At 68.7% G+C, this 19,418-nt stretch carries 19 protein-coding genes; 8 read left to right on the forward strand and 11 right to left on the reverse strand.

Translation table 11 applies throughout. The features are described from left to right. Positions 1-125: 125 nt before the first annotated feature. Positions 126-395 carry a 30S ribosomal protein S15 gene (gene rpsO, locus AC1Q6E_RS13500; RefSeq protein ID WP_124690079.1) on the reverse strand — a complete coding sequence of 90 codons (270 nt, stop codon included), beginning with the start codon at positions 393-395 and terminating at the stop codon, positions 126-128. Between the two features lie 178 nt (positions 396-573). Further along, positions 574-1,794, reverse strand: coding sequence for a branched-chain amino acid ABC transporter substrate-binding protein (locus tag AC1Q6E_RS13505; RefSeq protein WP_492572971.1), 1,221 nt, complete (start codon positions 1,792-1,794; stop codon positions 574-576). A 109-nt stretch (positions 1,795-1,903) separates the two neighbouring features. On the opposite strand from AC1Q6E_RS13505, the gene AC1Q6E_RS13510 reads away from it, so the two are divergent. Further along, positions 1,904-2,416: a hypothetical protein gene (locus AC1Q6E_RS13510; protein WP_152800220.1), complete on the forward strand. Its 513-nt coding sequence runs from the start codon at positions 1,904-1,906 to the stop codon at positions 2,414-2,416. A 135-nt stretch (positions 2,417-2,551) separates the two neighbouring features. On the opposite strand, the gene AC1Q6E_RS13515 is transcribed toward AC1Q6E_RS13510, so the two are convergent. Further along, positions 2,552-3,580 carry a Bug family tripartite tricarboxylate transporter substrate binding protein gene (locus tag AC1Q6E_RS13515; protein ID WP_296556867.1) on the reverse strand — a complete coding sequence of 343 codons (1,029 nt, stop codon included), beginning with the start codon at positions 3,578-3,580 and terminating at the stop codon, positions 2,552-2,554. Next, positions 3,577-4,491 carry a LysR family transcriptional regulator gene (locus tag AC1Q6E_RS13520; RefSeq protein WP_152800218.1) on the reverse strand — a complete coding sequence of 305 codons (915 nt, stop codon included), beginning with the start codon at positions 4,489-4,491 and terminating at the stop codon, positions 3,577-3,579. Before AC1Q6E_RS13520 ends, AC1Q6E_RS13515 begins: the two co-directional genes overlap by 4 nt. Positions 4,492-4,607: 116 nt before the next feature. On the opposite strand from AC1Q6E_RS13520, the gene AC1Q6E_RS13525 reads away from it, so the two are divergent. Further along, complete coding sequence (locus tag AC1Q6E_RS13525; RefSeq protein WP_492572925.1) at positions 4,608-7,286, forward strand: tannase/feruloyl esterase family alpha/beta hydrolase; 2,679 nt, start codon at positions 4,608-4,610, stop codon at positions 7,284-7,286. Further along, positions 7,283-8,617, forward strand: coding sequence for an alpha/beta hydrolase (locus AC1Q6E_RS13530; RefSeq protein ID WP_152799678.1), 1,335 nt, complete (start codon positions 7,283-7,285; stop codon positions 8,615-8,617). Before AC1Q6E_RS13525 ends, AC1Q6E_RS13530 begins: the two co-directional genes overlap by 4 nt. Positions 8,618-8,621: 4 nt before the next feature. Here the strand turns inward: AC1Q6E_RS13530 and AC1Q6E_RS13535 are convergent, their stop codons facing one another. Both AC1Q6E_RS13535 and AC1Q6E_RS13540 read right to left on the reverse strand, forming a co-directional pair. Beyond that, positions 8,622-9,593: a Bug family tripartite tricarboxylate transporter substrate binding protein gene (locus tag AC1Q6E_RS13535; RefSeq protein ID WP_152799681.1), complete on the reverse strand. Its 972-nt coding sequence runs from the start codon at positions 9,591-9,593 to the stop codon at positions 8,622-8,624. A 9-nt stretch (positions 9,594-9,602) separates the two neighbouring features. Then, positions 9,603-10,592, reverse strand: coding sequence for a Bug family tripartite tricarboxylate transporter substrate binding protein (locus AC1Q6E_RS13540; protein ID WP_492572926.1), 990 nt, complete (start codon positions 10,590-10,592; stop codon positions 9,603-9,605). Between the two features lie 187 nt (positions 10,593-10,779). On the opposite strand from AC1Q6E_RS13540, the gene AC1Q6E_RS13545 reads away from it, so the two are divergent. Together AC1Q6E_RS13545 and AC1Q6E_RS13550 are read left to right on the forward strand one after the other, a co-directional pair. Then, positions 10,780-11,556, forward strand: coding sequence for a helix-turn-helix domain-containing protein (locus AC1Q6E_RS13545; protein WP_296556866.1), 777 nt, complete (start codon positions 10,780-10,782; stop codon positions 11,554-11,556). A 129-nt stretch (positions 11,557-11,685) separates the two neighbouring features. Continuing rightward, complete coding sequence (locus AC1Q6E_RS13550) at positions 11,686-12,660, forward strand: fumarylacetoacetate hydrolase family protein (protein ID WP_296556865.1); 975 nt, start codon at positions 11,686-11,688, stop codon at positions 12,658-12,660. Between the two features lie 6 nt (positions 12,661-12,666). Here the strand turns inward: AC1Q6E_RS13550 and AC1Q6E_RS13555 are convergent, their stop codons facing one another. Together AC1Q6E_RS13555 and AC1Q6E_RS13560 are read right to left on the reverse strand one after the other, a co-directional pair. Continuing rightward, positions 12,667-13,086 carry a cupin domain-containing protein gene (locus AC1Q6E_RS13555; RefSeq protein ID WP_152799687.1) on the reverse strand — a complete coding sequence of 140 codons (420 nt, stop codon included), beginning with the start codon at positions 13,084-13,086 and terminating at the stop codon, positions 12,667-12,669. Positions 13,087-13,189: 103 nt separating this feature from the next. Next, positions 13,190-13,909: a class II aldolase/adducin family protein gene (locus tag AC1Q6E_RS13560; RefSeq protein WP_152799689.1), complete on the reverse strand. Its 720-nt coding sequence runs from the start codon at positions 13,907-13,909 to the stop codon at positions 13,190-13,192. 154 nt (positions 13,910-14,063) lie between these two features. Here AC1Q6E_RS13560 and AC1Q6E_RS13565 point away from each other — a divergent pair, with 154 nt between their 5' ends. Continuing rightward, a complete protein-coding gene (locus AC1Q6E_RS13565) occupies positions 14,064-15,038 on the forward strand; it encodes a tripartite tricarboxylate transporter substrate binding protein (RefSeq protein ID WP_152799690.1) in 975 nt (324 codons plus the stop codon). 12 nt (positions 15,039-15,050) lie between these two features. On the opposite strand, the gene AC1Q6E_RS13570 is transcribed toward AC1Q6E_RS13565, so the two are convergent. Together AC1Q6E_RS13570 and AC1Q6E_RS13575 are read right to left on the reverse strand one after the other, a co-directional pair. Further along, the gene (locus AC1Q6E_RS13570) at positions 15,051-15,977 is read right to left on the reverse strand and encodes a LysR family transcriptional regulator (RefSeq protein WP_152799692.1); all 927 of its coding nucleotides are present in this window, start codon (positions 15,975-15,977) and stop codon (positions 15,051-15,053) included. A 14-nt stretch (positions 15,978-15,991) separates the two neighbouring features. Beyond that, on the reverse strand, positions 15,992-16,894 hold the full coding sequence (locus AC1Q6E_RS13575; RefSeq protein WP_152799694.1) for a LysR family transcriptional regulator: 903 nt from the start codon (positions 16,892-16,894) through the stop codon (positions 15,992-15,994). A gap of 118 nt (positions 16,895-17,012) precedes the next feature. On the opposite strand from AC1Q6E_RS13575, the gene AC1Q6E_RS13580 reads away from it, so the two are divergent. Continuing rightward, positions 17,013-17,876 (forward strand): pirin family protein, encoded by an 864-nt coding sequence (locus AC1Q6E_RS13580; protein ID WP_152835793.1) that lies wholly within the window; start codon positions 17,013-17,015, stop codon positions 17,874-17,876. A gap of 71 nt (positions 17,877-17,947) precedes the next feature. Further along, complete coding sequence (gene ycaC, locus AC1Q6E_RS13585) at positions 17,948-18,574, forward strand: isochorismate family cysteine hydrolase YcaC (RefSeq protein WP_152800112.1); 627 nt, start codon at positions 17,948-17,950, stop codon at positions 18,572-18,574. Positions 18,575-18,838: 264 nt separating this feature from the next. Here the strand turns inward: ycaC and AC1Q6E_RS13590 are convergent, their stop codons facing one another. Continuing rightward, positions 18,839-19,417 carry an RNA polymerase sigma factor gene (locus AC1Q6E_RS13590; protein WP_492572927.1) on the reverse strand — a complete coding sequence of 193 codons (579 nt, stop codon included), beginning with the start codon at positions 19,415-19,417 and terminating at the stop codon, positions 18,839-18,841. Position 19,418 lies beyond the last annotated feature (1 nt).

A 19,418-nucleotide genomic window follows, 5' to 3' on the forward strand; every position in this document is an offset into this window, starting at 1 on the left:
GCAGGGAGTTGCTAGAGTGCCGGCTGCGTCGCGCCCGAACAGGAAGCGACGAAACCGGCAACCACCAGGAACGCGGAGCGGCGCTGCGACGGCAGCGTCCGCCGGGTTCCCGATCCCCTGGAAATTCACTTACGCAGACCGAGCTTCTCGATCAGGGCGCGGTACGCGTCGGCGTTGCGGCCCTTCAGGTAGTCGAGCAGCTTGCGGCGACGGCTGACCATGCGCAGCAGCCCGCGACGGGAATGGTGGTCTTTGGTGTGCTCTTTGAAATGGCTGGTCAATTCGTTGATCCGGGCGGTCAGGAGAGCGACCTGCACTTCGGGGGATCCGGTATCACCCTGGGCGCGTTGGAATTCGGTAACGATATTGGCCTTGTTGATGTCGGCGACGGACATTTTTTTCCTCTCGGACTGGCGGCAAGGCCGAGGCGCCCTGCCGTGAAAGTTGACGATCCGGCCGCTGTTTCACGCTGTGCTTTCACACGCTTGCTTTCAATCTGGCGGCGGCCGGCGGGTTAACGATCAGCGCGCCTCAAAATAGGCAAAAGCTGAAAGTTAGCCGGGGAGTATAGCCTTATTCGGGGAGTTTTGCCATTTTGCAACGTGTGGGCAGCGTCAGATCGGCCGCGGACACCTTCAGCGTGGTCTCGAAGCCATAGCCGCTTCCCTCCACGTCGCGCCTGACCGTGCCGACACCCAGCTTCTGCATGGTAAAGACATACAGGGGCTTGATCGCCTGATGGTCGTCGGGGCGCATCCACAGGTCCGCCCCTTCCGTGGTCCACCGCATGCCCGACAACTGGCGGGCGATGGCGGCGGCGTCGACCTTGCCGGCCCGCTCCAGGGCCGCGGCCAGCATGTCGGTCATGTGCAGCATCCGCGCGTTCAGGTAGTCGTCCGCCGGACGCGGGAACATGCGCCGATACGCGTCGTAGGCCTGGTCCATGCCGGGCTCGCCGGCGTTGTAGTGCCATTCGGCCACCGCGCGCACCTTGCCCACGCCCGCCTCCCCCAGCGCGGCCGGCGCGCCCAGCGCATTGCCGTAGAACGTGTAGAAGCTGCCTTTGAATCCCGCTTCCCGCGCCGCCTTCACCAGCAGCGTCAGGTCGTTGCCCCAGTTGCCGGTGATCACCGTGTCGGCGCCGCTGGACAGGATCTTGGCCGCATAGGGCGAGAAGTCCTTGACCTTGCCGATGGCGTGGAACTCGTCGGCCACGATGTCGACGTCGGGCCGCTTCCCGGCCAGCATCGCCCGGGCGCTGCGCGCCACTTCCTGGCCGAAGCTGTAGTCCTGGTTGATGAGATAGACCCTGCGCACCTCGCGATCGCGCCGCATGACCTCGGTCAAGGCCGCCATCCGCATGTCGGAATTGGCGTCGAAGCGGAAGTGCCAGGGGCTGCACTTTTCGTTGGTCAGCGCGGGATCGACCGCCGAGTAATTCAGGAACACCATGCGCTGGGCGGGATTGCGCTGGTTGTGGCGATTCACGCCTTCGATCAGCCCGGCCGCCACGGCCGAGCTATTGCCCTGCATGACGACGCGTATGGACTGGTCGGCGGCCCCGCGCAGCAGCAACAGGGCTTCGTCGATCTGGTTCTTGCTGTCGAAGGGAACGAGTTCCAGCTTGTGGGCGCCATCGGCCAGCTTCACGCCGCCCCGGGCGTTGATGCGCTCGACCGCGAAGCGCAGGTTGCGCATGATGGCCTCGCCGGTATTGGCGAACGGCCCCGACATGGCCTCGATCACGGCGATGCGCACCGGCGCGCCCGCCTCCCCTTGCGCCCGGGCGGGCATGGAACCCGCGCAACCCAGCACAAGTCCTACAATCAGCGAACCATAGCCACGCCTGCGTGACAGCAACACGGTCATCTCCGGTCGTCAATCCAAGAACAAGGTGAATTGTATGAGTATCGCCATCATCCTGCGCCGCGGCGCCAGCCTGCTGGGCATGGCGGCGCTGCTCGCGGCCTGCGCGAGCCCGGCCGGCATCCAGCCGGGCGAATCCGGCTCGGCCGTCACGGCCCGCCTGGGCCGCCCCACGCTCGAACGCCCCCTGCCGGGCGGTGGCCAGCGCCTGATCTATTCCAGCCAGCCCATGGGGCAATATGCCTGGATCACCGACGTCGGCCCCGACGGCAAGGTCATCGGCACCACCCAGGCGCTGACCAGCGAGCGCTTCCGCATGCTGGACTCCGGACATTGGGATACCGATCGGCTGCTGTTCGAGTTCGGGCCGCCGGCCGAGATCACCCGCGTCGGCCTGAGGGGCGAGCAGATCGTCTGGGGCTACCGATTCCGCGAGGACGGCGTCTGGAATTCCCTGATGTACGTCTACGTGACCGACAAGGGCGTGGTCACGCGCTACCACCCGGGTCCCGACCCGCTGATGGAACCCCGCTTCCAGCTGGGCATGTAGGCATCAGTCCTCGCCCTTGGACGCGGCGATGATGGCATCGGCCACGGCCCGCACGCGCGGTCGTACCGGATTACGGTCCGGTTGCGCCTCGCGCGGCGGCCGCCTGCCATGGCCTGGCGCTTCCCTATTGGCTGCTCATGGCGCTGCTGGTGTGCGGTCGCTCCGCAGCGCACCCGCCTTGACCAGCCTGCGGTTCGCCTCGTAGTCGTCCCGCACCGCCACGCGGAAGTCCGCCACGCTGCCCGCGGCGGGCAGGTTGTAGGCGCTTTCGAGCCGTTCGGCCAGTTGCCCGCCCACCAGCGCGCGGTGGACCGCGGCATTGATGCTTTCCTGCACCGGCCGGGGCGTACCGGCGGGCGCGAACAGGCCGAACAGCGACATCAGGTTGGCCTGGGGATAGCCCAGTTCCTCCAGCGTCGGCGCGTCCGGCAGCGCCCCCAGCCTGGCGGGCGCGCCCACCGCCAGCGCCTTCAGCCGCCCGGTCCGCACATAGTCCAGTTGCAGGGCCGCGACGTTGGTCGACAGCACCTCGAAGCGCCCGCCGAGCGCATCGTTCAACTGCGGACCGCCGCCGTGATAGGGAATGTGGGTGATGCGCGCGCCGCTGGCCGCGGCCACCTGCGCCATCACCATGTGACCGGTCGTGGCGACCCCCGAACTGGCCCAGCGGATCGCCCCCGGATGACGTCGCGCCTCGTCCACCAGATCGGCGAAATCGCGGCCGGTGAAGGCCGGCGTGCCCGCCACCAGCACCGGCGTGCGCATGACGGCGGCGACGGGCGCGATCTCCCGCAGGGGATCGTATTCCCCGGACGGGCGGCTCAACAACGGATTGAGCGTGAGCGGCGTCAACGCGGAAAAAGCCAGGGTATGGCCGTCGGGCGCCGCGCGCGCCACGGTTTCCATGCCCACGCTGCCGCCGGCGCCGCCCTTGTTCTCGACCCATGCCGGCACGCCCAGGTCCCGCGACAACGCCTCGGCCAGGAGGCGCGCGATGGTGTCGCTCACGCCGCCGGGCGGATAGACGACCACCACCCGTATGCCCCGCGCCGGCCAGGTCCGGCCGGCCATCGCGGCGGCGCGCGGCACGCCCCCGGCCAGCGGCAGCACCGCCGCGGCCCGCAGGAGACGGCGGCGGGCCGCCGGGATGTCCCCGGCCGTCATCGCGCCGCCGCCAGGCGCCGCGCCAGGGCGGCGAAGTGCTGCGCCGGCAGGTTGTCCTCGCCGCGGCGGGACACCAGCGTCAGCGGCGCATCCAGCTTCTCGGCCCGCGCCAGCGGCAGATAGGTCACGGCATGCGCATGCGCGCCGCTGATGGACTTGGGCACGACCGACACGCCCGCGCCCGCCGCCACCAGGTTCAGGTTGGTCATCATGCGGTCGACCTCGGCGGCGATGCGCGGCCGCAGCCCCTGGCTTTCGCACAGCGCGAGCAGGTTGCCATACAGTCCTGGCGCGCCCGGCTGGCGCACGAGGATGATCTTCTCCTGGCACAGCTCGGCCAGCGAGATCGCGCGGGGGCGGCCTCCCGGCCGGCCGCGCGCCAGCGGATGGTCGCACGGCACGGCAGCCACCGCGGGTTCGGTCAGCAGGGTTTCGAACACCAGCCCGTCGGGCCACGACACCGGCACGCGCAACAGGCCGCAATGCAGGCGCCCGGCGGCGATGGCCGCGGTCAGCCCCGCGGCATTGTCCTCGTGGATGTCCAGTTCCACGCCCGGATAGTCCCGCCGGTACAGGCGCAGGGCCTCGGGCGTGAACGCGTGGGCCGCGGCCGAACTGGTAAAGCCCACCGCCAGCAACCCTTCCTGGCCGTTGGCCACGCGCGCCATCCGCTGCCGCATCTGCGCGTAGCCTTCCAGCAGGTTCTCGGCCTCGCGCAGGAAGTGCCGGCCGGCGTCGGTCAGGGCCACGCCCCGCGGATGGCGGCGCAGCAGGTCCACCCCCAGCTCCCGCTCCAGCGCCTTGATCTGCTGGCTCAGTGGAGGCTGCTGGATGCCCAGCCGCTCGGCGGCGCGCGTCATGTGGCCGGTCTCGGCAACCGTGACGAAGTAACGCAGGTGGCGCAAGTCCATATTTTTTATGTATCGAGTCTCCGCTTTTATTGTATTTGACGTACCGATCGGCACGCTCGCATCATCCCGCCGTGCACGTGCCCCGCCTCGAGAGGGCCGGCCATGGAGACGATACGATGACCGCACCCCGCCCCTTTCCCGCCCGGCCATTGCCCCTGCTGCTTGCCCTCGCGGCCCTTGCCGGTTGCGGCGGCGGCGATGGCGATTCGCCCGCCGGCAACCCGCCCGGTGAGCCTCCGGCCGCCTCGGGTCCGCCCTATGCCCCCGCGCTGGCCTGCGCCTCGCTTGCCGCGCGCGGCTTCTCCCCAGGCCAGTTGACGCTTCCCTCGGGCGGCGCGTCGGTCTCGGAGGCGGTGGACGTCGCCGCCGATGCCGAAGGCAACAACCTGGGAGCCTACTGCCGCATCCGCGGCGTCATCAAGCCGGTAAACGCCAGCTCGCCCGACATCAATTTCGCGCTGAACCTGCCGCTGCGCTGGAACGGCAAGACCATCCACTTCGGCGGCGGCGGATTCAACGGCCGGCTCATCGACGGTACCGAAACCATACGTTTCGGCCCCGCCGACAAACCCGCCCCGCTGGCGCTCGGCTACGCCACCTACGGCGACGACTCCGGCCACCAGAGCGGCAGCATCACCGACGGCAAATTCGCCGCCGACGACGAGGCCCTGGCCAACTACGGCGGCCAGTCGCTGAAAAAGACCCGCGACATCGCGGCGCAACTGGTACAAGCCTACTACGATATGGCGCCCAGGCATGCCTACTTCCTGGGCACCTCCACCGGCGGCCGCGACGCGCTGGCGCACATCCAGCGCTGGCCGATGGACTACGACGGCGTCATCGCCAACGAACCCGCGCTCAATTACTCCGGCACACGCCTGTCCAACGTCGCGCTCGGCCGCGCCCTGTACGCCAACGGCGGGGCCGGCTGGCTCAACGTCGCCAAGACGCTGATGGTGCAGAACACGGTCAAGCAGGCCTGCGACAAGCTGGACGGCGCGGTCGACGGCATCATCAGCAACGTGGAAAGCTGCCGGCTGCTGAACGCCGCCAACCTCGCCGCCATGCGCTGCCCCTCGGGCACCGACGAGGGCGATCACTGCCTGTCCGCGGCGCAACTGGCCACGATCCGGACACTCGAGGCGCCGCTGGAGTTCTCCGCCTATCGGCTGGCCAACGACGTCGCGCGCGCGGGGGGCTACAACATACTGGAAGGCGCGCTGGTAGCCGGCCCCTACACGTCGCGCGACCTGGGCTCGCGCCGCGCGCCCGGCAATCCGGCGACCTCGGCCGATGCCAACATGTACGTCACGGGCGACCAGTGGGTGAAATATTTCGTCACCCGCTCGGCCACTTTCGACACGCTGGGCTTCGACCCGCAGAACCCCGGTTCGTACACCGCGCGCGTGCAGGCCGTGTCCGCGATCACCGACGCCACCGACCCCGACCTGCGCCCCTTCCTGTCCCGCGGCGGCAAGCTCATCATGCTGCACGGCCTGGCCGACGAGGTGATCAGTCCGAACTCCACCATCGATTACTACGAACGCGTGGTGGCCACCGTGGGCCGGGAAGCGGTGGACAAGGGCGTGCGTTTCTACACCGTGCCCGGCATGGGCCATGGCACCGGCGTATTCATTCCCAACTGGGATTCGCTGGCCGCGCTGGAAGGCTGGGTAGAACAGGGACTGCCTCCCGGCACGCCCGTGGCGGCCGACGCGGTGGCGGGAACGTATGGCCGCACCCGGCCCCTGTGCCAGCACCCCGCCTGGCCGAAGTACCGCGGCAGCGGCAGCCTGGACGCCGCCGTCAACTACAGCTGCGTACAGGAAACCGGCGACCCGCTGGCCTGCCCCAATCTGCCCGCCGTGGCCACCCGCTACAAGGGCGGCAACACACAGGGAGAGGAACTGACCGTGACCGTGGACCCCGGTTCGATGCGCTACACCGTCACGATCGACGCGAGCATGCAGCGCGCGGCCGGGACCGTGCGCGAGGGCAGCCTGCGCGCGCAATCGACCTGCACCTACGCCAGCGACGAGGGCGGCGCGGCCTACGCATTCGCCGCCGGCGGCGTCCTGCAGGGCGGCGTCCTGCCGGCCTCGGGCGGTGGCTTCGTGCCGCTGCTGGCCTTCGCCACCACGTTCGAGAACACGGGTTCGCCCACGGTCTTCAACCCGGTCGCCGACATCTACAACCTGATCGGCGTCCACCATGGCGCGGGCGGAACACCCTCGGCCTACAAGGCCTCGGGCCGGCTGCGCAATGCCGGCACCTTCCAGCTGTGCCTCGACCCCGTCACCGGCGGTTTCATGACCTACGACGCCGCGTGCACGTCCACCGCCAAGGGATACATCGTCTACAACGCCGGACGCGGGGCCTTCGACCTGCTGACGACCCCGTCCGCCAATCCGGCCACCACCACCGGCGGCACGCCCGCCGGCTCCATGGTGATCGGCCTGGTCAACGGCAACGCGGTCCCGCTGCAACTGGTACGCGAATCGGCATCCAGCTATGGCCTGCGCCTCTATGCGCCACAGCAATCGCTGGCCTCCGGCGCGGCCGACGGGGTCTACGCGGTCGCGGGCACCGGCGGGCGCAGTCTCGAAGCCACCCTGTCAGGCGCCACGCTGGACCTGGACGGCGGCACGGTGGCCGTGGCCTATGACACGCCGGTGCCGGGCGTCGCCCAGGCAGGCGCCTCGGGCGCCAACCATTTCCTCTTCACCCACGGTATCCTGGGCTACGCTTCGAGCACGGGATCGACCGCCATCTTCGCCACCGGAGTCCGCCATTGAAAACCCTGACCCGACTCTCTTTGTTGGCCGCGCTGGCGCTGGCCGCCGCCACGGCCCATGCCGCGACCGATCGTGCCCGGCCGGCCCCCTGCCCCAAGGACGTCCCCGCCGACGCGCGCTGCTATAACGGACAGGACAGCGAAGGCGCCTACTACTGGATCGCGATTCCCCGCGACTGGAACCGGGTGCTGGTCATGCACGCCCACGGCGGCCCCGACCTGGGCCCGTCGACCCTGAAGCGCAGCCAGGAAGACCTGAGCCGCTGGGCGGTGACCGTGAAGGCGGGCTATGCCTGGGCCGGCTCGTCCTACCGCCGCGGCGGCTATGGCGTCACCATGGCGGCCGAGGACACCGAGCGCCTGCGCCGCCTGTTCGTACGGCAATTCGGCCAGCCCCGCCGAACCCTGCTGCACGGCCAGAGCTACGGCGGCGGCGTGGCGTCCAAGGCGGCCGATCTGTATGGCATCGTCGAAGGCCGCCCCGGCCCCTACGATGCCGTGCTGCTGACCAGCGGCGTACTGGGCGGGGGCGATACCGCCTACGATTTCCGCCTGGACCTGCGTGTGGTCTACCAGTACGTCTGCCGCAACCATCCACGTCCCGACGAACCCCAGTATCCGCTGTGGATGGGCCTGCCCAAGGACTCTCCGCTGACCCGCGCGGAGCTGGCGGCGCGCATCAAGACGTGCACGGGAGTCGGCCTGCCGGCGGCGCAGCGCAGCGCCGAACAGGCGGCCAGGCTCAAGACCATCCTGTCGGTCGTGAAGATTCCCGAACGCACCTTCGTGTCCAACATGAACTGGGCCACCTGGCTGTTCCGCGATCTGACGCAGGAACGGCTGGACGGCCGCAACCCCTTCGGCAACGAGAAGGTGGTCTACGGCGGCTCCTCCGACGACGCCGCGCTGAACGCCGGCGTGGCCCGCTATCGCGCGGATCCTTTGGCCGTCGGCCGCCTCATGGTGGACAGCACGCCCACGGGCAGGCTCGCGATGCCCGTGCTGACCCTGCACGCCATCCACGACCCGACCGCCTTCGTCGAACTCGAATCGGCCTACCGCGAGATCGTCGACCGCGCGGGCAGCGGCGACCGGCTGGTACAGACATTCTCGGACGACGCCGAACACAGCTACCTGAGCGAGCCCCAGTATCCCGCCGTGTTCACCGCGTTGATGGATTGGGTGGACAAAGGGGAAAAGCCGACGCCCGCGAAAGTTGCCCAGCTGTGCAAGGGCTATGAACGGGACTACGGCGACGGCGGCAAGCAGACCTGCCGCATCCAGGTCGGCTACCAGCCGCCGCCGCTGTCCTCGCGGGTTCCGCCGCGCTGAGTCATCAGGGCTCGATGCCCAGGCTGCGGATGAACGGCACCCAGGTCGCGCGCTCGCCCTGCTCGAACGCCAGGGCCTGCGCCGGCGTGGAAGGCGCCATGATCTCGGCCGTCTGGCGCTGGGCGAACTGGACGACCTGCGGGTCGGCCAGGACACGGTTCAGCGCGGCGTTGAGCCTGGCGATGATCGCGGCGGGCGTGCCCGCGGGGGCGAATACGTTGTTCCACGTGTAGCCCTTGAAGGCCGGCAAGCCGGCCTGGGCGAACGTCGGAACATTGGGCGTCGAGGCGCCGCGCCGGTCGATGCCGTTGGCCAGCACCTTGACCTTCCCCTGCTCCACCAGTCCCGCCATGCTGGGCAGCGTCACCAGCATCATGTCGACCCGGCCCGCGGCCAGGTCGGCGGCGGCCACGGCCGCGCCCTTGTACGGCACGTGCATCAGGTCGATGCCGGCGGCGCGCGCGAACGCGGCGCCGGCGATGTGATTGATCGAGCCCACGCCGCTGGACGAATACGTCATCGACTGCGAACGCCCCTTGGCCTGCTTGACCAGATCGGCCAGCGAACCCGCCCCGCCCGTCGGCACCGCCAGCGCCAGCGGCGTGCGCGAGACCAGGCCAATGGGCGCCAGGTCTCGCTCCACGTCGAACGGCAGCGATTTCTGCAGCCCGACGTTCATGACAAGCTGCGAGCTGGTGCCGAAGCCCAGGGTATAGCCGTCGGGGGCCGCCTTGGCGACATAGTCGGTGCCGACCACGCCGCCCGCGCCGGGCTTGTTCTCGACGATCACCGGCTGGCCCAGTTCGGCGTACAGGGTCTTGGCCAGTTCCCTGGCCATCGCGTCGTTCACGCTGCCGGGCCCGAACGCCACGATGAGCCGGATCGGCCGCGCCGGATAGGCCGGCTCCTGCGCCCGCAACGCGGGCGACGTGGACAACATGGCCGTCCCCAGGACGGCGAGCAGAATGGTCCGCATATCGATCTCCTATTCGGGCAGGATGCCCAGTTCCCGGATGGTGCGCCCCCAGCGGTCCTTGTCTTCGGCCAGGGCGGTCTTGAACGCGGCCGACGACATGCCCGGATACTCCAGGCCCATCGAATCGAGCTGGCGCTCGACTTCGGGCAGGCGCATGACGCGGTCGAGTTCGCGCCACAACGTCTCCCGGATCTCGGGAGCGAGGCCCCGGGGCGCGAGCACGCCGTACCAATTGACCACGCGGAACCCGCGCACCGTCTCGCCCACCGTGGGGACGTCGGGCAGGACGCGGGCTCGCTTGTCTTCGGTCACGGCCAATATCCGCAGCTTGCCGGCCCGCACATGCGGCAGCAGCAGCGAACTGCCGCCCGCGAACAACTGGGTCTCGCCCTGCAGGAGCGAGGTCACCGCCGGCCCGCCGCCCTTGTACGGCACGTGCAGCAGGTCGATGCCTACCGTGCTCGCCAGCGAGGCCAGGGCCAGATGATTGATGCTGCCGATCCCGCCCGAGCCATAGGTGATCTTGCCGGGATTCGCGCGGGCATGCGCGATCAGGGACGACAGGTCCCGGAACGGCGACGAGGCGGGCACGGCGATCGCGGTGGTCGCGTAGACCAGCATGGACACCGGTTCGAAAGACCCCACCGGATCGAACGGCAACTGCTTGTACAGCGCGCCGGCCATCGCGTGGGTGGACACGCCGCCCATCTCGAGCGTGTAGCCATCGGCCGGCGCGCGCGCGACGGCCGCCGCGCCTATCGTTCCGCCCGCCCCGGGAAGATTCTCGACCACGACGGCCTGCCCCGCCGCCGGAAACAACTGCTTGCCCACCAGGCGCGCGAGGATGTCGGTGGTACCGCCCGCAGCGAACGACGAGATCAGCCGCACCGGACGGCCCGGATAGCCGGAGGCCGCGCCGGTGGCGGCGGCAACCGGACGCAGCATCGAGCCGGCGGCAAGCGCCAGCATGGCGCGTCGGGATAAGGTGCAAGTCCCCATCGGGTCTCCTTCAGTCTTCAGGGTCGCTTCCCTCTGTGGGGTCGCCGGGGCGCAGTATAGGAGCGCCCCCCGGCCACGGACGCCACTCCGCGCGCGGGCATTCCGTAGTACGGAACGGGCTGGTCTCGGCAATGGCCGGCCCGGCGCTATGATCGAAGCGGCCAGGCTCACGGAGGAAACGGCAGGCATGTCCGAAACGAACGCTATCGGGCCGGTAGTCCGGGCGCTGAACATCCTGCGGGCGCTGAATCATCAGCCGCAGAGCTCGCTCCAGTCCCTGCACCAGGCCACCGGGCTGCCCAAGTCCACCATCCACCGCCTGCTGGCGACGCTCAAGAGCGAGGGATACGTGCGTGCGGACGTGGTCAAGGGCACGTATACGCTGACCGAGAAGGTCCTGTGCCTGAGCGAGGGTTTTTCCGAACCCGAGCTGGTGGTGGAGGTCGGCGCCCCCATCGTGCTCAAGAGCACGCGCGCCACCGGCCTGCCGCTGGCCCTGGGCACCCTGGACCGTGGCCATATCGTCGTGCGCTACAGCTCCATGCCCTACAGCCCCATCGGGTCCGAGCACACCACGGTCGGCCATGTCCACGGCCTCGTGCATTCCGGCATGGGGCAGGCCTATCTGGCCTATTGCGGCCAGGCCGAACGCGACCGCCTGCTGCAATGGATGCAAGCCTCGCTGCCCGAACCGGGCCTGTGGCCGGCGGTGGAACAGGACATCCAGCACCAACTGGCCATCACGCGACGGCGCGGCTACGGCCTGCGCAAGGGCCAGGGCCGCGGTTCGAGCACCACGCTGGCGGTGCCGCTGGCCCACGGCGAACGCGTGCTGGGCGTGCTGTCGCTGACCACCTTCGGCGCGCTGCTGACCCCGGAGCGCCTGCGCGAGTGCGTGGAGCAACTCGACCGGACCCGCCAGGAAATCTGCGCCGCCGTCGGCGCGCGGCTGGCGCAAGGCTGACGCGTTCCGCCACACGGAAAGACACGGCGACGCGGTTCTGCACCGCCGCCAAGCGGACTTAAGCTGTCGTGCCGCGAGGCGGCCCATGCGCCGCCTCGCTCCCACTTTCCATCAGGACTGGAGCCTCGCTTGAAACTCGCCAGCTACGCCACTTTCGACCGGCCCGACACCGCGCGCGTCGGATTCGTGATCTCCGACTCCGAACTGGTCGACGCCGAAACCGCCTGCCGCCAATTCGCGCCCGGCTTCTCGGGCCCGCTCGACATGCACCGGCTGATCGAAGCCGGCCCCGATTTCTGGGAACAGCTCCGGCAGGTGCATGCCGCGCTCGGCCAGTCCAACCTGCCGCGCCTGCCCATGGACACGGTCCGTTTCCTTCCCGCCGTGCCGCGGCCCTCGAAGCTGTGCTGCCTGGCCCTGAACAACAGCGCCAACACCGACCGCATCGTCAAGGGCCCCAAACATCCGGCGATCTTCACCAAGCCCTGGTCGGCGCTGGTCGGCCACGGCGAACCGGTGCGCCTGAAGCCCCACTACGGCCGCGTGCATCCGGAGCCCGAACTGGCGGTCGTGATCGGCAAGCTGGCGCGCGACATCGACGCGGCCGACGCCTATGACCACGTCTTCGGCTACACCATCCACAACGACCTGACCTCGCCCACCATGCGCGACGAGGACAGCTTCCACTACCGCGCCATCCATCCGGCGCTGGAAGGCGAAGGCATCCGCTATGTCGAAAGCCACGTCTCGTACAGCGGCCGCTACAAGGGCTCGGACACGTTCTCCCCGCTGGGCCCGTGGATCGTCACCCGCGACGAGATCCCGAATCCGCACGCGCTGGACATCTCGTGCCACGTCCGCGAAGAACAGTACGCCAGCGACAACACGGCGAACCTCTTCCACAAGCTGCCCGAGGTCCTGGCCTTCGTCTCCAGCTACATGACGCTGGTGCCGGGCGACGTGGTGTCGATGGGCACGGCACTGGCCTCGGGCGGCAAGCCCGGCCGGGCCGTCCAGAACGCCGACCTCAGCAAGATCGGCGGCCCCGTCAGCGTCACCGTGGCGGGGATAGGCACGCTCAGCAATCCGGTGCAGGCAGGCTGACGCCCCTTACTGCTGCGACAGCGGCAGGCCGCGGCTGCCGGCATAGAACACGATCAGCACCACCCCCTGGTCGCCGGTCACGCCGCGGTGATATTCGCCCACCATTTCCGGCAGGACGTCGCCCTGCTTGAGCAGGCGCGTCTCGCCGGTTTCCTTTTTCTCGACCGTGAGTTCGCCCGACAGCACGTAGGCCGCATTCGGGATGGGATGGGTATGCCAGGGCAGCGCGCTGTGCGCGGGTATGGAGATCCTGAGCACGGTCAGCATCGGCGCGCCCGACGGATAGGCCACATAGGGACGGCCATCCCACGAAGCGCCGCTCTCCATCAGTTTCTCGACCTGCACGCCGGGCGATTCCGCCGCCATGCCTGCCCCTCCGGCCAGCGCCAATACCAGCGCGGCCAGTCCTCCCACGATCCGTTTCATGGCGATGTCCCCTTGCCTTGTTTATTTATTGTGTGGCGGCCCGTGGGCCGCCCGGATCGCACGATACCACCGACGGCGGCGCCCGCGTAGCGCCGCGCACGGATCAGGCATCGATGTCCACTTCCTCGCACCACAAGTCCCAGCACCGCTTGAGCTGGCCGCGGTTGGTCTCGGTGGCAAGGTCTGACTCGGTCTCGGACAGGTAGCGCACACGGTCCGACACCCGCATCGCTCCCAGCTGCATGCCCGCATTGACCTCGGCATAGACCGCCCGGTAGATGGCCTCCTCCAGGCTGGTCCCCACCATGGTCGATCCATGGCCGACCATCAGCACCGCGCTGGCGGGCCCCAGGGTGTCGGCCAGGTGGCGGCCCAGGTCGGGGTCGCCTATCAGCATGTCGGTCTCGCGGCCGGTGGCCTCGCGGATGTCGAACTTCGCGGTCCGCGTCAGGAACCCCGCCATGTGGAACATGGGCTTGACCGCCACGTCGGTGGCGGCGATGGTGATCATGGCCGCCGAATGGCTGTGGACCACGGCCTGGACATCGGGGCGGGTGCGGTAGATCTCGCCATGGATGAAGCGTTCGAGGTACAGGCGCCGGGTGTCGCCACCCACCGGGTCCGAGTCCGCGTCCAGTTCGACGATGTCCGCTTCCCTGACGAGGTTGGGCGCCCGGTTGCACGAAATCAGATAGTGGCCCGCGATCTCGGGATGCCGGCAACTGACGTGCCCGAACCCGTCGACGATGCCTTTCAGGTAAAGGATGCGGTTGGCCCTCGCCAGGTTACGGCGCGCCTCCAGCACGATTGCGTTCATGAGCATGCTCCCCCGTTTTCCGCTTTGTATGTCGAGCGCGTATTGTGCACCCGAAGGCATCATCAATTCATTTGATCTTTGACATCAGATTCCATGACCGACTTGCGGGCCGGCCTGTGAAATACTCGGACCAAGAAGAGAACATCCGGAGGAAACACCCATGATCCCCACCCCCCTTGCACGCGGCCTGGCCCTGGTCGGCGGCGCCGGCGCGCTGTCGCTCGCCCTGGCCGCTTCCGCGGCCGACAACTGGCCCGCCAAGCCCATCACCTTCGTCGTGCCCTCCTCGCCCGGCGGCGGCACCGACATCTATGCCCGGCTGCTGGCCGAAGGCGTGGGCAAGGGGCTCAAGCAGACCGTCGTGGTCGAGAACAAACCCGGCGCCAGCGGCAACATCGGCGCGGCGGCGGTGGCACGCGCCGCGGCCGACGGCTACACCTTCCTGGTCTCGGCCACGCCGGCGATCGCCGTCAATCCCTACCTGTACAAGAACCTGCCCTACGACGCGGAAAAGGATCTCGTGCCCGTGGCCCGCGGCGTGGACGCGCCCCTGGTCTACGTCGTGCCGCCCGGCTCGCGCTTCAAGACGCTGGACGACCTGCTGGCCGCCGGCAAGAACGAACCCGGCAAACTGGCGTTCGGGTCGGCCGGCCATGGTTCGCCGACCTTCCTGGGCGTGAAGGTCATGGAAGAAAAGACCGGCGCCGCCTTCACCCACGTCCCGTACAAGGGCATGGCCCCGACCATGCAGGACTTCCTGGGCGGACGCCTGGACTTCCTGCAATCGGACGTCGCCTCGGTGCTTCCGCACATCAAGTCCGGCAAGGCCGTCCCGCTCGCCATCAGCAGCAAGTCGCCGCTGTTTCCCAAGCTGCCGGTCTGGACCGACAAGGGCCTGCCCGACGTGCCGCAATCCTTCAGCGTCATGGCGCCCGCGGGCACGCCCGATGCCATCGTCCAGAAAATGAACCAGACCGTGGTCCAGGCCATGCAGGAACCTTCGGTCAAGCAGCGCCTGATCGAGCAAGGCTACATCCCGGTCTCGGACACGCCCGCCAGGTTCAGCCAGCAATTGCAGGCGGAACGCGCGATGTGGAAGGCCCTGATCGAGCGCAACCACATCACGGTCGAATGAACGGCCGGGCGCTCAGCCCTGCGCGATGCGGGCGAGCGCCTTCCTGAGCCAGGTCGCGCCGGCATCCTTCCTGTGCCGGGGGTGCCAATGCTGGTGGACCACGTAGCTGGGCGACTCGAACGGCAGATCGACCGTCATCAGGGGCGCGAAGCGCATCAGCGCGCGGCTCAGCCGGGCCGGCACGACGGCCACCAGATCGCTGTCGGCAAGCAGATGCTCGATGCCGGCGAAACTCGACTGCTCCAGGCGGATGTTGGGCCGCGCGCCCAGACTCTCGGCCGCATGGTCCTCCCAGCGCTGGCGGTTGCGACCCCGGCTGGCCACCGACAGGTGCGGCAGCCGCAGGAAATCCTCGACCGGCATACCGGCCCGCAGCGCGGGATGGTTCGCCCGGCCCAGGCAGACATAGTGCTCGCGGTACAGCCGCTGCCGGATGACCGACTTGCCCATGGTGGGCACATGCCCCAGCACCAGATCCAGCGTGCCGGACTCCAGGTGCCAGGGCGTGTCGGCCGTGATCTCGATCTGTTCCAGGCTGACGCCGGGCGCCTCGCCCGCCAGCAACGAACGCAGGCCGGGCATCAGCACATAGACGCCGATCTCGCTCATCGCCACCCGGAAATGGCGTGTCGCCACCGCGGGATCGAAGGCATCGCCTTCCAGCGCGCTGGCCTGCAAAAGCTGCTGGGCCTGCTTGAGGCCCGGATAGATCGCTTCGGCCTTAATGGTCGGAATCATGCCGACGGCGCTGCGCACGAACAGATCGTCCCGGTAGATCTCGCGCAGCCGGGCCAGCGCCATGCTGACCGTGGAAGGATTCATCCCCAGGCGCGCGGCCACGCGCGCGATGCTCGCGACCTCGTATAGCGCGGTGAATATGCTGATCTGGCGATAGTCGGGAAAACTCCTGGCGTCCGCGCCCTTGCGATCGTCGTCCATGGCCGGGCGGCTCCTCAGTCTTCGTCCAGCGACGCGAACCGGTCGGCCAGATGGTCCACCAGCGCCCGCACGGCGGGCAGCAGGCCGCGCCGCGATGCGAACACGGCATGGATGATCTCGCGCGGAGGTGCCCACCCCGGAATGACATGGACCAGTTCGCCGCTGACGAGCTCGTCGCGCACCATCATGGCGGGAAGCTGGACCACGCCCGCCCCTGCCACGGCGGCCGCTCGCAGCGCCGGCATGCCGCGCGTGATCAGCCGCGGATGGTGGCGCACGGCGGCGTGCGCGCCGTCGGGCCCGAACAGATTCCAGACATACTCCTGCTGAGGCACGCCCAGCGCCATGCTGGGCAGGCCGGCCAGATCGGCGGGCACGCGGGGCATGCCGTGCCTGAGCAGTTCCGGGCAGGCTACAAGGTACTGCGCACGGTTCGCCAGCACCCGCATGACCAGGCCGCTGTCCTCCAGCGGCGGCGGACGCACGCGCAGGGCGACGTCGATGCTTTCCCCCACCACGTCCACCCGCCTGTTGGTCTCCTCCAGGTGGATTTCCACACGGGGATAGGCGACCATGAACTCGGCCACCATGTCGGCCACCCGCGCGTCCAGCAGCGCCACCGGGCATGCCAGGCGCACGATGCCGCGCGGCTCGGCGTGCATGACCGCGATGGCGTCATCGGCGGCCTCGGCCTCCACCAGCATCGCCTTGCAGTGGCCATAGTAGGTCTGGCCGATCTCCGTCACCGCGAAACGGCGGGTCGAACGCTGGATGAGCCGGACCCCCAGGCGTTCTTCGAGCAGCGCGATGCGGCGGCTGAGCTTGGATTTGGGAATGCCCAGGGCGCGGCCGGCCGGGGCGAAGCCGCCGTGGTCCACCACCTGCACGTAGTAATAGAGATCGTTGAGGTCTTGCATGACCATCGTTCCTTGAATAGAACGCTCCATGCGAATTCTGCCATCTACCGGGAATTTCGTCCCGTCCATATGATGTCTCCATCGACCGTTACCACGGTTCCCCTTCCAGGAGATCGGCATGAAGAAGATCCTCGGCGTCTACAGCGCTCCCCGGCCCCATTGGGTGGGCGACGGGTTTCCCGTGCGCTCGCTGTTCGGCTACGACGGACTGGGCCGCCACCTCAGCCCGTTCCTGCTGCTGGACCATGCCGCCCCCACCCCCTTCCCGCCCGCGGCCCGTCCACGCGGCGTGGGCCGCCATCCGCACCGGGGTTTCGAGACCGTCACCGTCGTCTACCAGGGCGAGGTCGAGCATCGCGACTCCACCGGCGCCGGCGGCCTGATCGGCCCGGGCGACGTGCAATGGATGACGGCGGCGGGCGGGATCCTGCACGAAGAATTCCATTCACGTGCCTTTACCGAGCGCGGCGGCACCATAGAAATGGTGCAGTTGTGGGTCAACCTGCCCGCGCGGGACAAGATGAGCGCCCCGGGCTACCAGACGCTGCTCGATGCGCAGATCCCCTCGGTCGACCTGCCCGACGGCGCCGGCCGCGTGCGGGTGATCGCCGGGGAATACGGCGGCGGCAAGGGCCCGGCCCGGACCCACACGCCCATCGACATGTGGGACATCCGTCTGGCGCAGGGAGGCCAGGCCCGCTTCGACGGCACGCCCGGCCACACGCTGGCGCTGGTCGTGCTGCGCGGAACGGTGCTGGTGAACGGCGACACGCTGGCTCGCGAGGGGCAGCTCGTGCATTTCGAACGCGACGGCACGGGTGTCACGCTGGAGGCCAACAATGACGCCATCCTGCTGTGGCTGGCGGGCGAGCCCATCGACGAGCCGGTCGTGGGCTACGGTCCCTTCGTCATGAACACGCAGGCCGAGATCCAGCAGGCCATCGAAGACTACAACGCCGGCCGCTTCGAACGGGCCGCCTGACCCACCCCCGGAGGACGCCTTTCGCGCTTCCCCGGGGACTCACCCAGTCCCACCCGACCAGGAGCATGACCATGAGCAAGCCCTACATCCGCCTCGACAAGAACGATGCCGCCGTATTGCTGGTGGACCACCAGACCGGCCTCCTGTCGCTGGTCCGCGACATCGACCCCGACAAGTTCAAGAACAACGTCCTGGCGCTGGCCGACATGGCCGAATACTTCAAGCTGCCCACCATCCTGACCACCAGCTTCGAGAACGGCCCCAACGGCCCGCTGGTTCCCGAACTGAAGGCCCAGTTCCCCGATGCGCCCTACATCGCGCGCCCGGGCAACATCAATGCCTGGGACAACGAAGACTTCGTCAAGGCCGTCAAGGCCACCGGCAAGAAGCAGCTCATCATCGCCGGCGTGGTCACCGAAGTGTGCGTGGCCTTCCCCGCCCTATCGGCCATCGAGGAAGGCTTCGAGGTTTTCGTCATCACCGATGCGTCGGGCACCTTCAACGCGCTCACTCGCGATGCCGCGTGGGACCGCATGTCGCGCGCCGGCGTGCAACTGATGACCTGGTTCGGCGCCGCCTGCGAACTGCACCGCGACTGGCGCAACGACGTGGAAGGATTGGCGGCGCTGTTCTCCAACCACATCCCCGACTACCGCAACCTGATCACCAGCTACGACACGCTGACGGCGTCGAAGTGAGCGGATGGGCCGGGACGCCCCGGCCCATCGCTTCCTACTCCGTCACACACGCGAAGCTGGCCGCATCGCCGACCGGCACATCGGCCGTGTCCGCGCCGCGCCCGGATTGGCCGGCCGGGCGGCGAGGACGAGAGCGGACAACGGCATGTGCGGGATCTTCATGGGCGGGTCTCCTCGATGACGGCTTTTCTTTTCGTTCCTGCGTGGCCCCACCCCGTGCCGGGCCAGGCGCTCCGCGCAGCCCGCCAACGGCGCCCGAAATACTTAACGATGTAGACAATTCCGCGCTTTCGTGGATGCCAGTTCCGTTTCGCACCGGCGGAGCGCCTGACGCAGGACGGTATCGACATTGCGCACGGACAGCCCGTAGCGGGCGGCGACTTCCTGCCGCGGCGCCTCGTCGATCCGCAAGGCGAACAAGATCGCCTGGTGCCGTCCCGGCAGACCACGGCAGACCCGGTCCAGCGCCCGCACCGAAGCGCGCGCGGCGGCGATGCGCTCGGGTCCCGGCGCCTCGTCCACGACGCCCTCGAGCGCCGTGCTTCCATCGACCGGACGAAGCACCTGGTCGGCACGCAACAAGTCCATGGCCGCATTGCAAGCAACGCGAAACACATACCCCTGGGGGTTGCCCGGCTCCCGAACCAGCATGGCTCCCCCCAGTCGCAACCAGGCCTCGTGCAAACTCTCGCTGGCCAGGTCGGCGCAACCGAGGTGCCGCGTGAGTCGCTTGTGGAACCCGACATAGTTACCGGTGAGAACTTCCTGCAGCCGGCCGCCGAGCAAGGCGGCGGATCTCGCCGGAACCGTGGCCCCGGCGAGATCCGGAAGGTTGGCCGGCACG

The organism is Pigmentiphaga sp. MLSB6-MA01, assembly GCF_058793475.1.

Coding starts and splice junctions, on each gene's coding strand:
- rpsO (WP_124690079.1), bottom strand. CDS start 395: ATGTCCGTCGCCGACATCAACAAGGCCAATATCGTTACCGAATTCCAA.
- AC1Q6E_RS13505 (WP_492572971.1), bottom strand. CDS start 1,794: ATGCCCGCCCGGGCGCAAGGGGAGGCGGGCGCGCCGGTGCGCATCGCC.
- AC1Q6E_RS13510 (WP_152800220.1), top strand. CDS start 1,904: ATGAGTATCGCCATCATCCTGCGCCGCGGCGCCAGCCTGCTGGGCATG.
- AC1Q6E_RS13515 (WP_296556867.1), bottom strand. CDS start 3,580: ATGACGGCCGGGGACATCCCGGCGGCCCGCCGCCGTCTCCTGCGGGCC.
- AC1Q6E_RS13520 (WP_152800218.1), bottom strand. CDS start 4,491: ATGGACTTGCGCCACCTGCGTTACTTCGTCACGGTTGCCGAGACCGGC.
- AC1Q6E_RS13525 (WP_492572925.1), top strand. CDS start 4,608: ATGACCGCACCCCGCCCCTTTCCCGCCCGGCCATTGCCCCTGCTGCTT.
- AC1Q6E_RS13535 (WP_152799681.1), bottom strand. CDS start 9,593: ATGCGGACCATTCTGCTCGCCGTCCTGGGGACGGCCATGTTGTCCACG.
- AC1Q6E_RS13540 (WP_492572926.1), bottom strand. CDS start 10,592: ATGGGGACTTGCACCTTATCCCGACGCGCCATGCTGGCGCTTGCCGCC.
- AC1Q6E_RS13545 (WP_296556866.1), top strand. CDS start 10,780: ATGTCCGAAACGAACGCTATCGGGCCGGTAGTCCGGGCGCTGAACATC.
- AC1Q6E_RS13555 (WP_152799687.1), bottom strand. CDS start 13,086: ATGAAACGGATCGTGGGAGGACTGGCCGCGCTGGTATTGGCGCTGGCC.
- AC1Q6E_RS13560 (WP_152799689.1), bottom strand. CDS start 13,909: ATGCTCATGAACGCAATCGTGCTGGAGGCGCGCCGTAACCTGGCGAGG.
- AC1Q6E_RS13565 (WP_152799690.1), top strand. CDS start 14,064: ATGATCCCCACCCCCCTTGCACGCGGCCTGGCCCTGGTCGGCGGCGCC.
- AC1Q6E_RS13570 (WP_152799692.1), bottom strand. CDS start 15,977: ATGGACGACGATCGCAAGGGCGCGGACGCCAGGAGTTTTCCCGACTAT.
- AC1Q6E_RS13575 (WP_152799694.1), bottom strand. CDS start 16,894: ATGCAAGACCTCAACGATCTCTATTACTACGTGCAGGTGGTGGACCAC.
- AC1Q6E_RS13580 (WP_152835793.1), top strand. CDS start 17,013: ATGAAGAAGATCCTCGGCGTCTACAGCGCTCCCCGGCCCCATTGGGTG.
- ycaC (WP_152800112.1), top strand. CDS start 17,948: ATGAGCAAGCCCTACATCCGCCTCGACAAGAACGATGCCGCCGTATTG.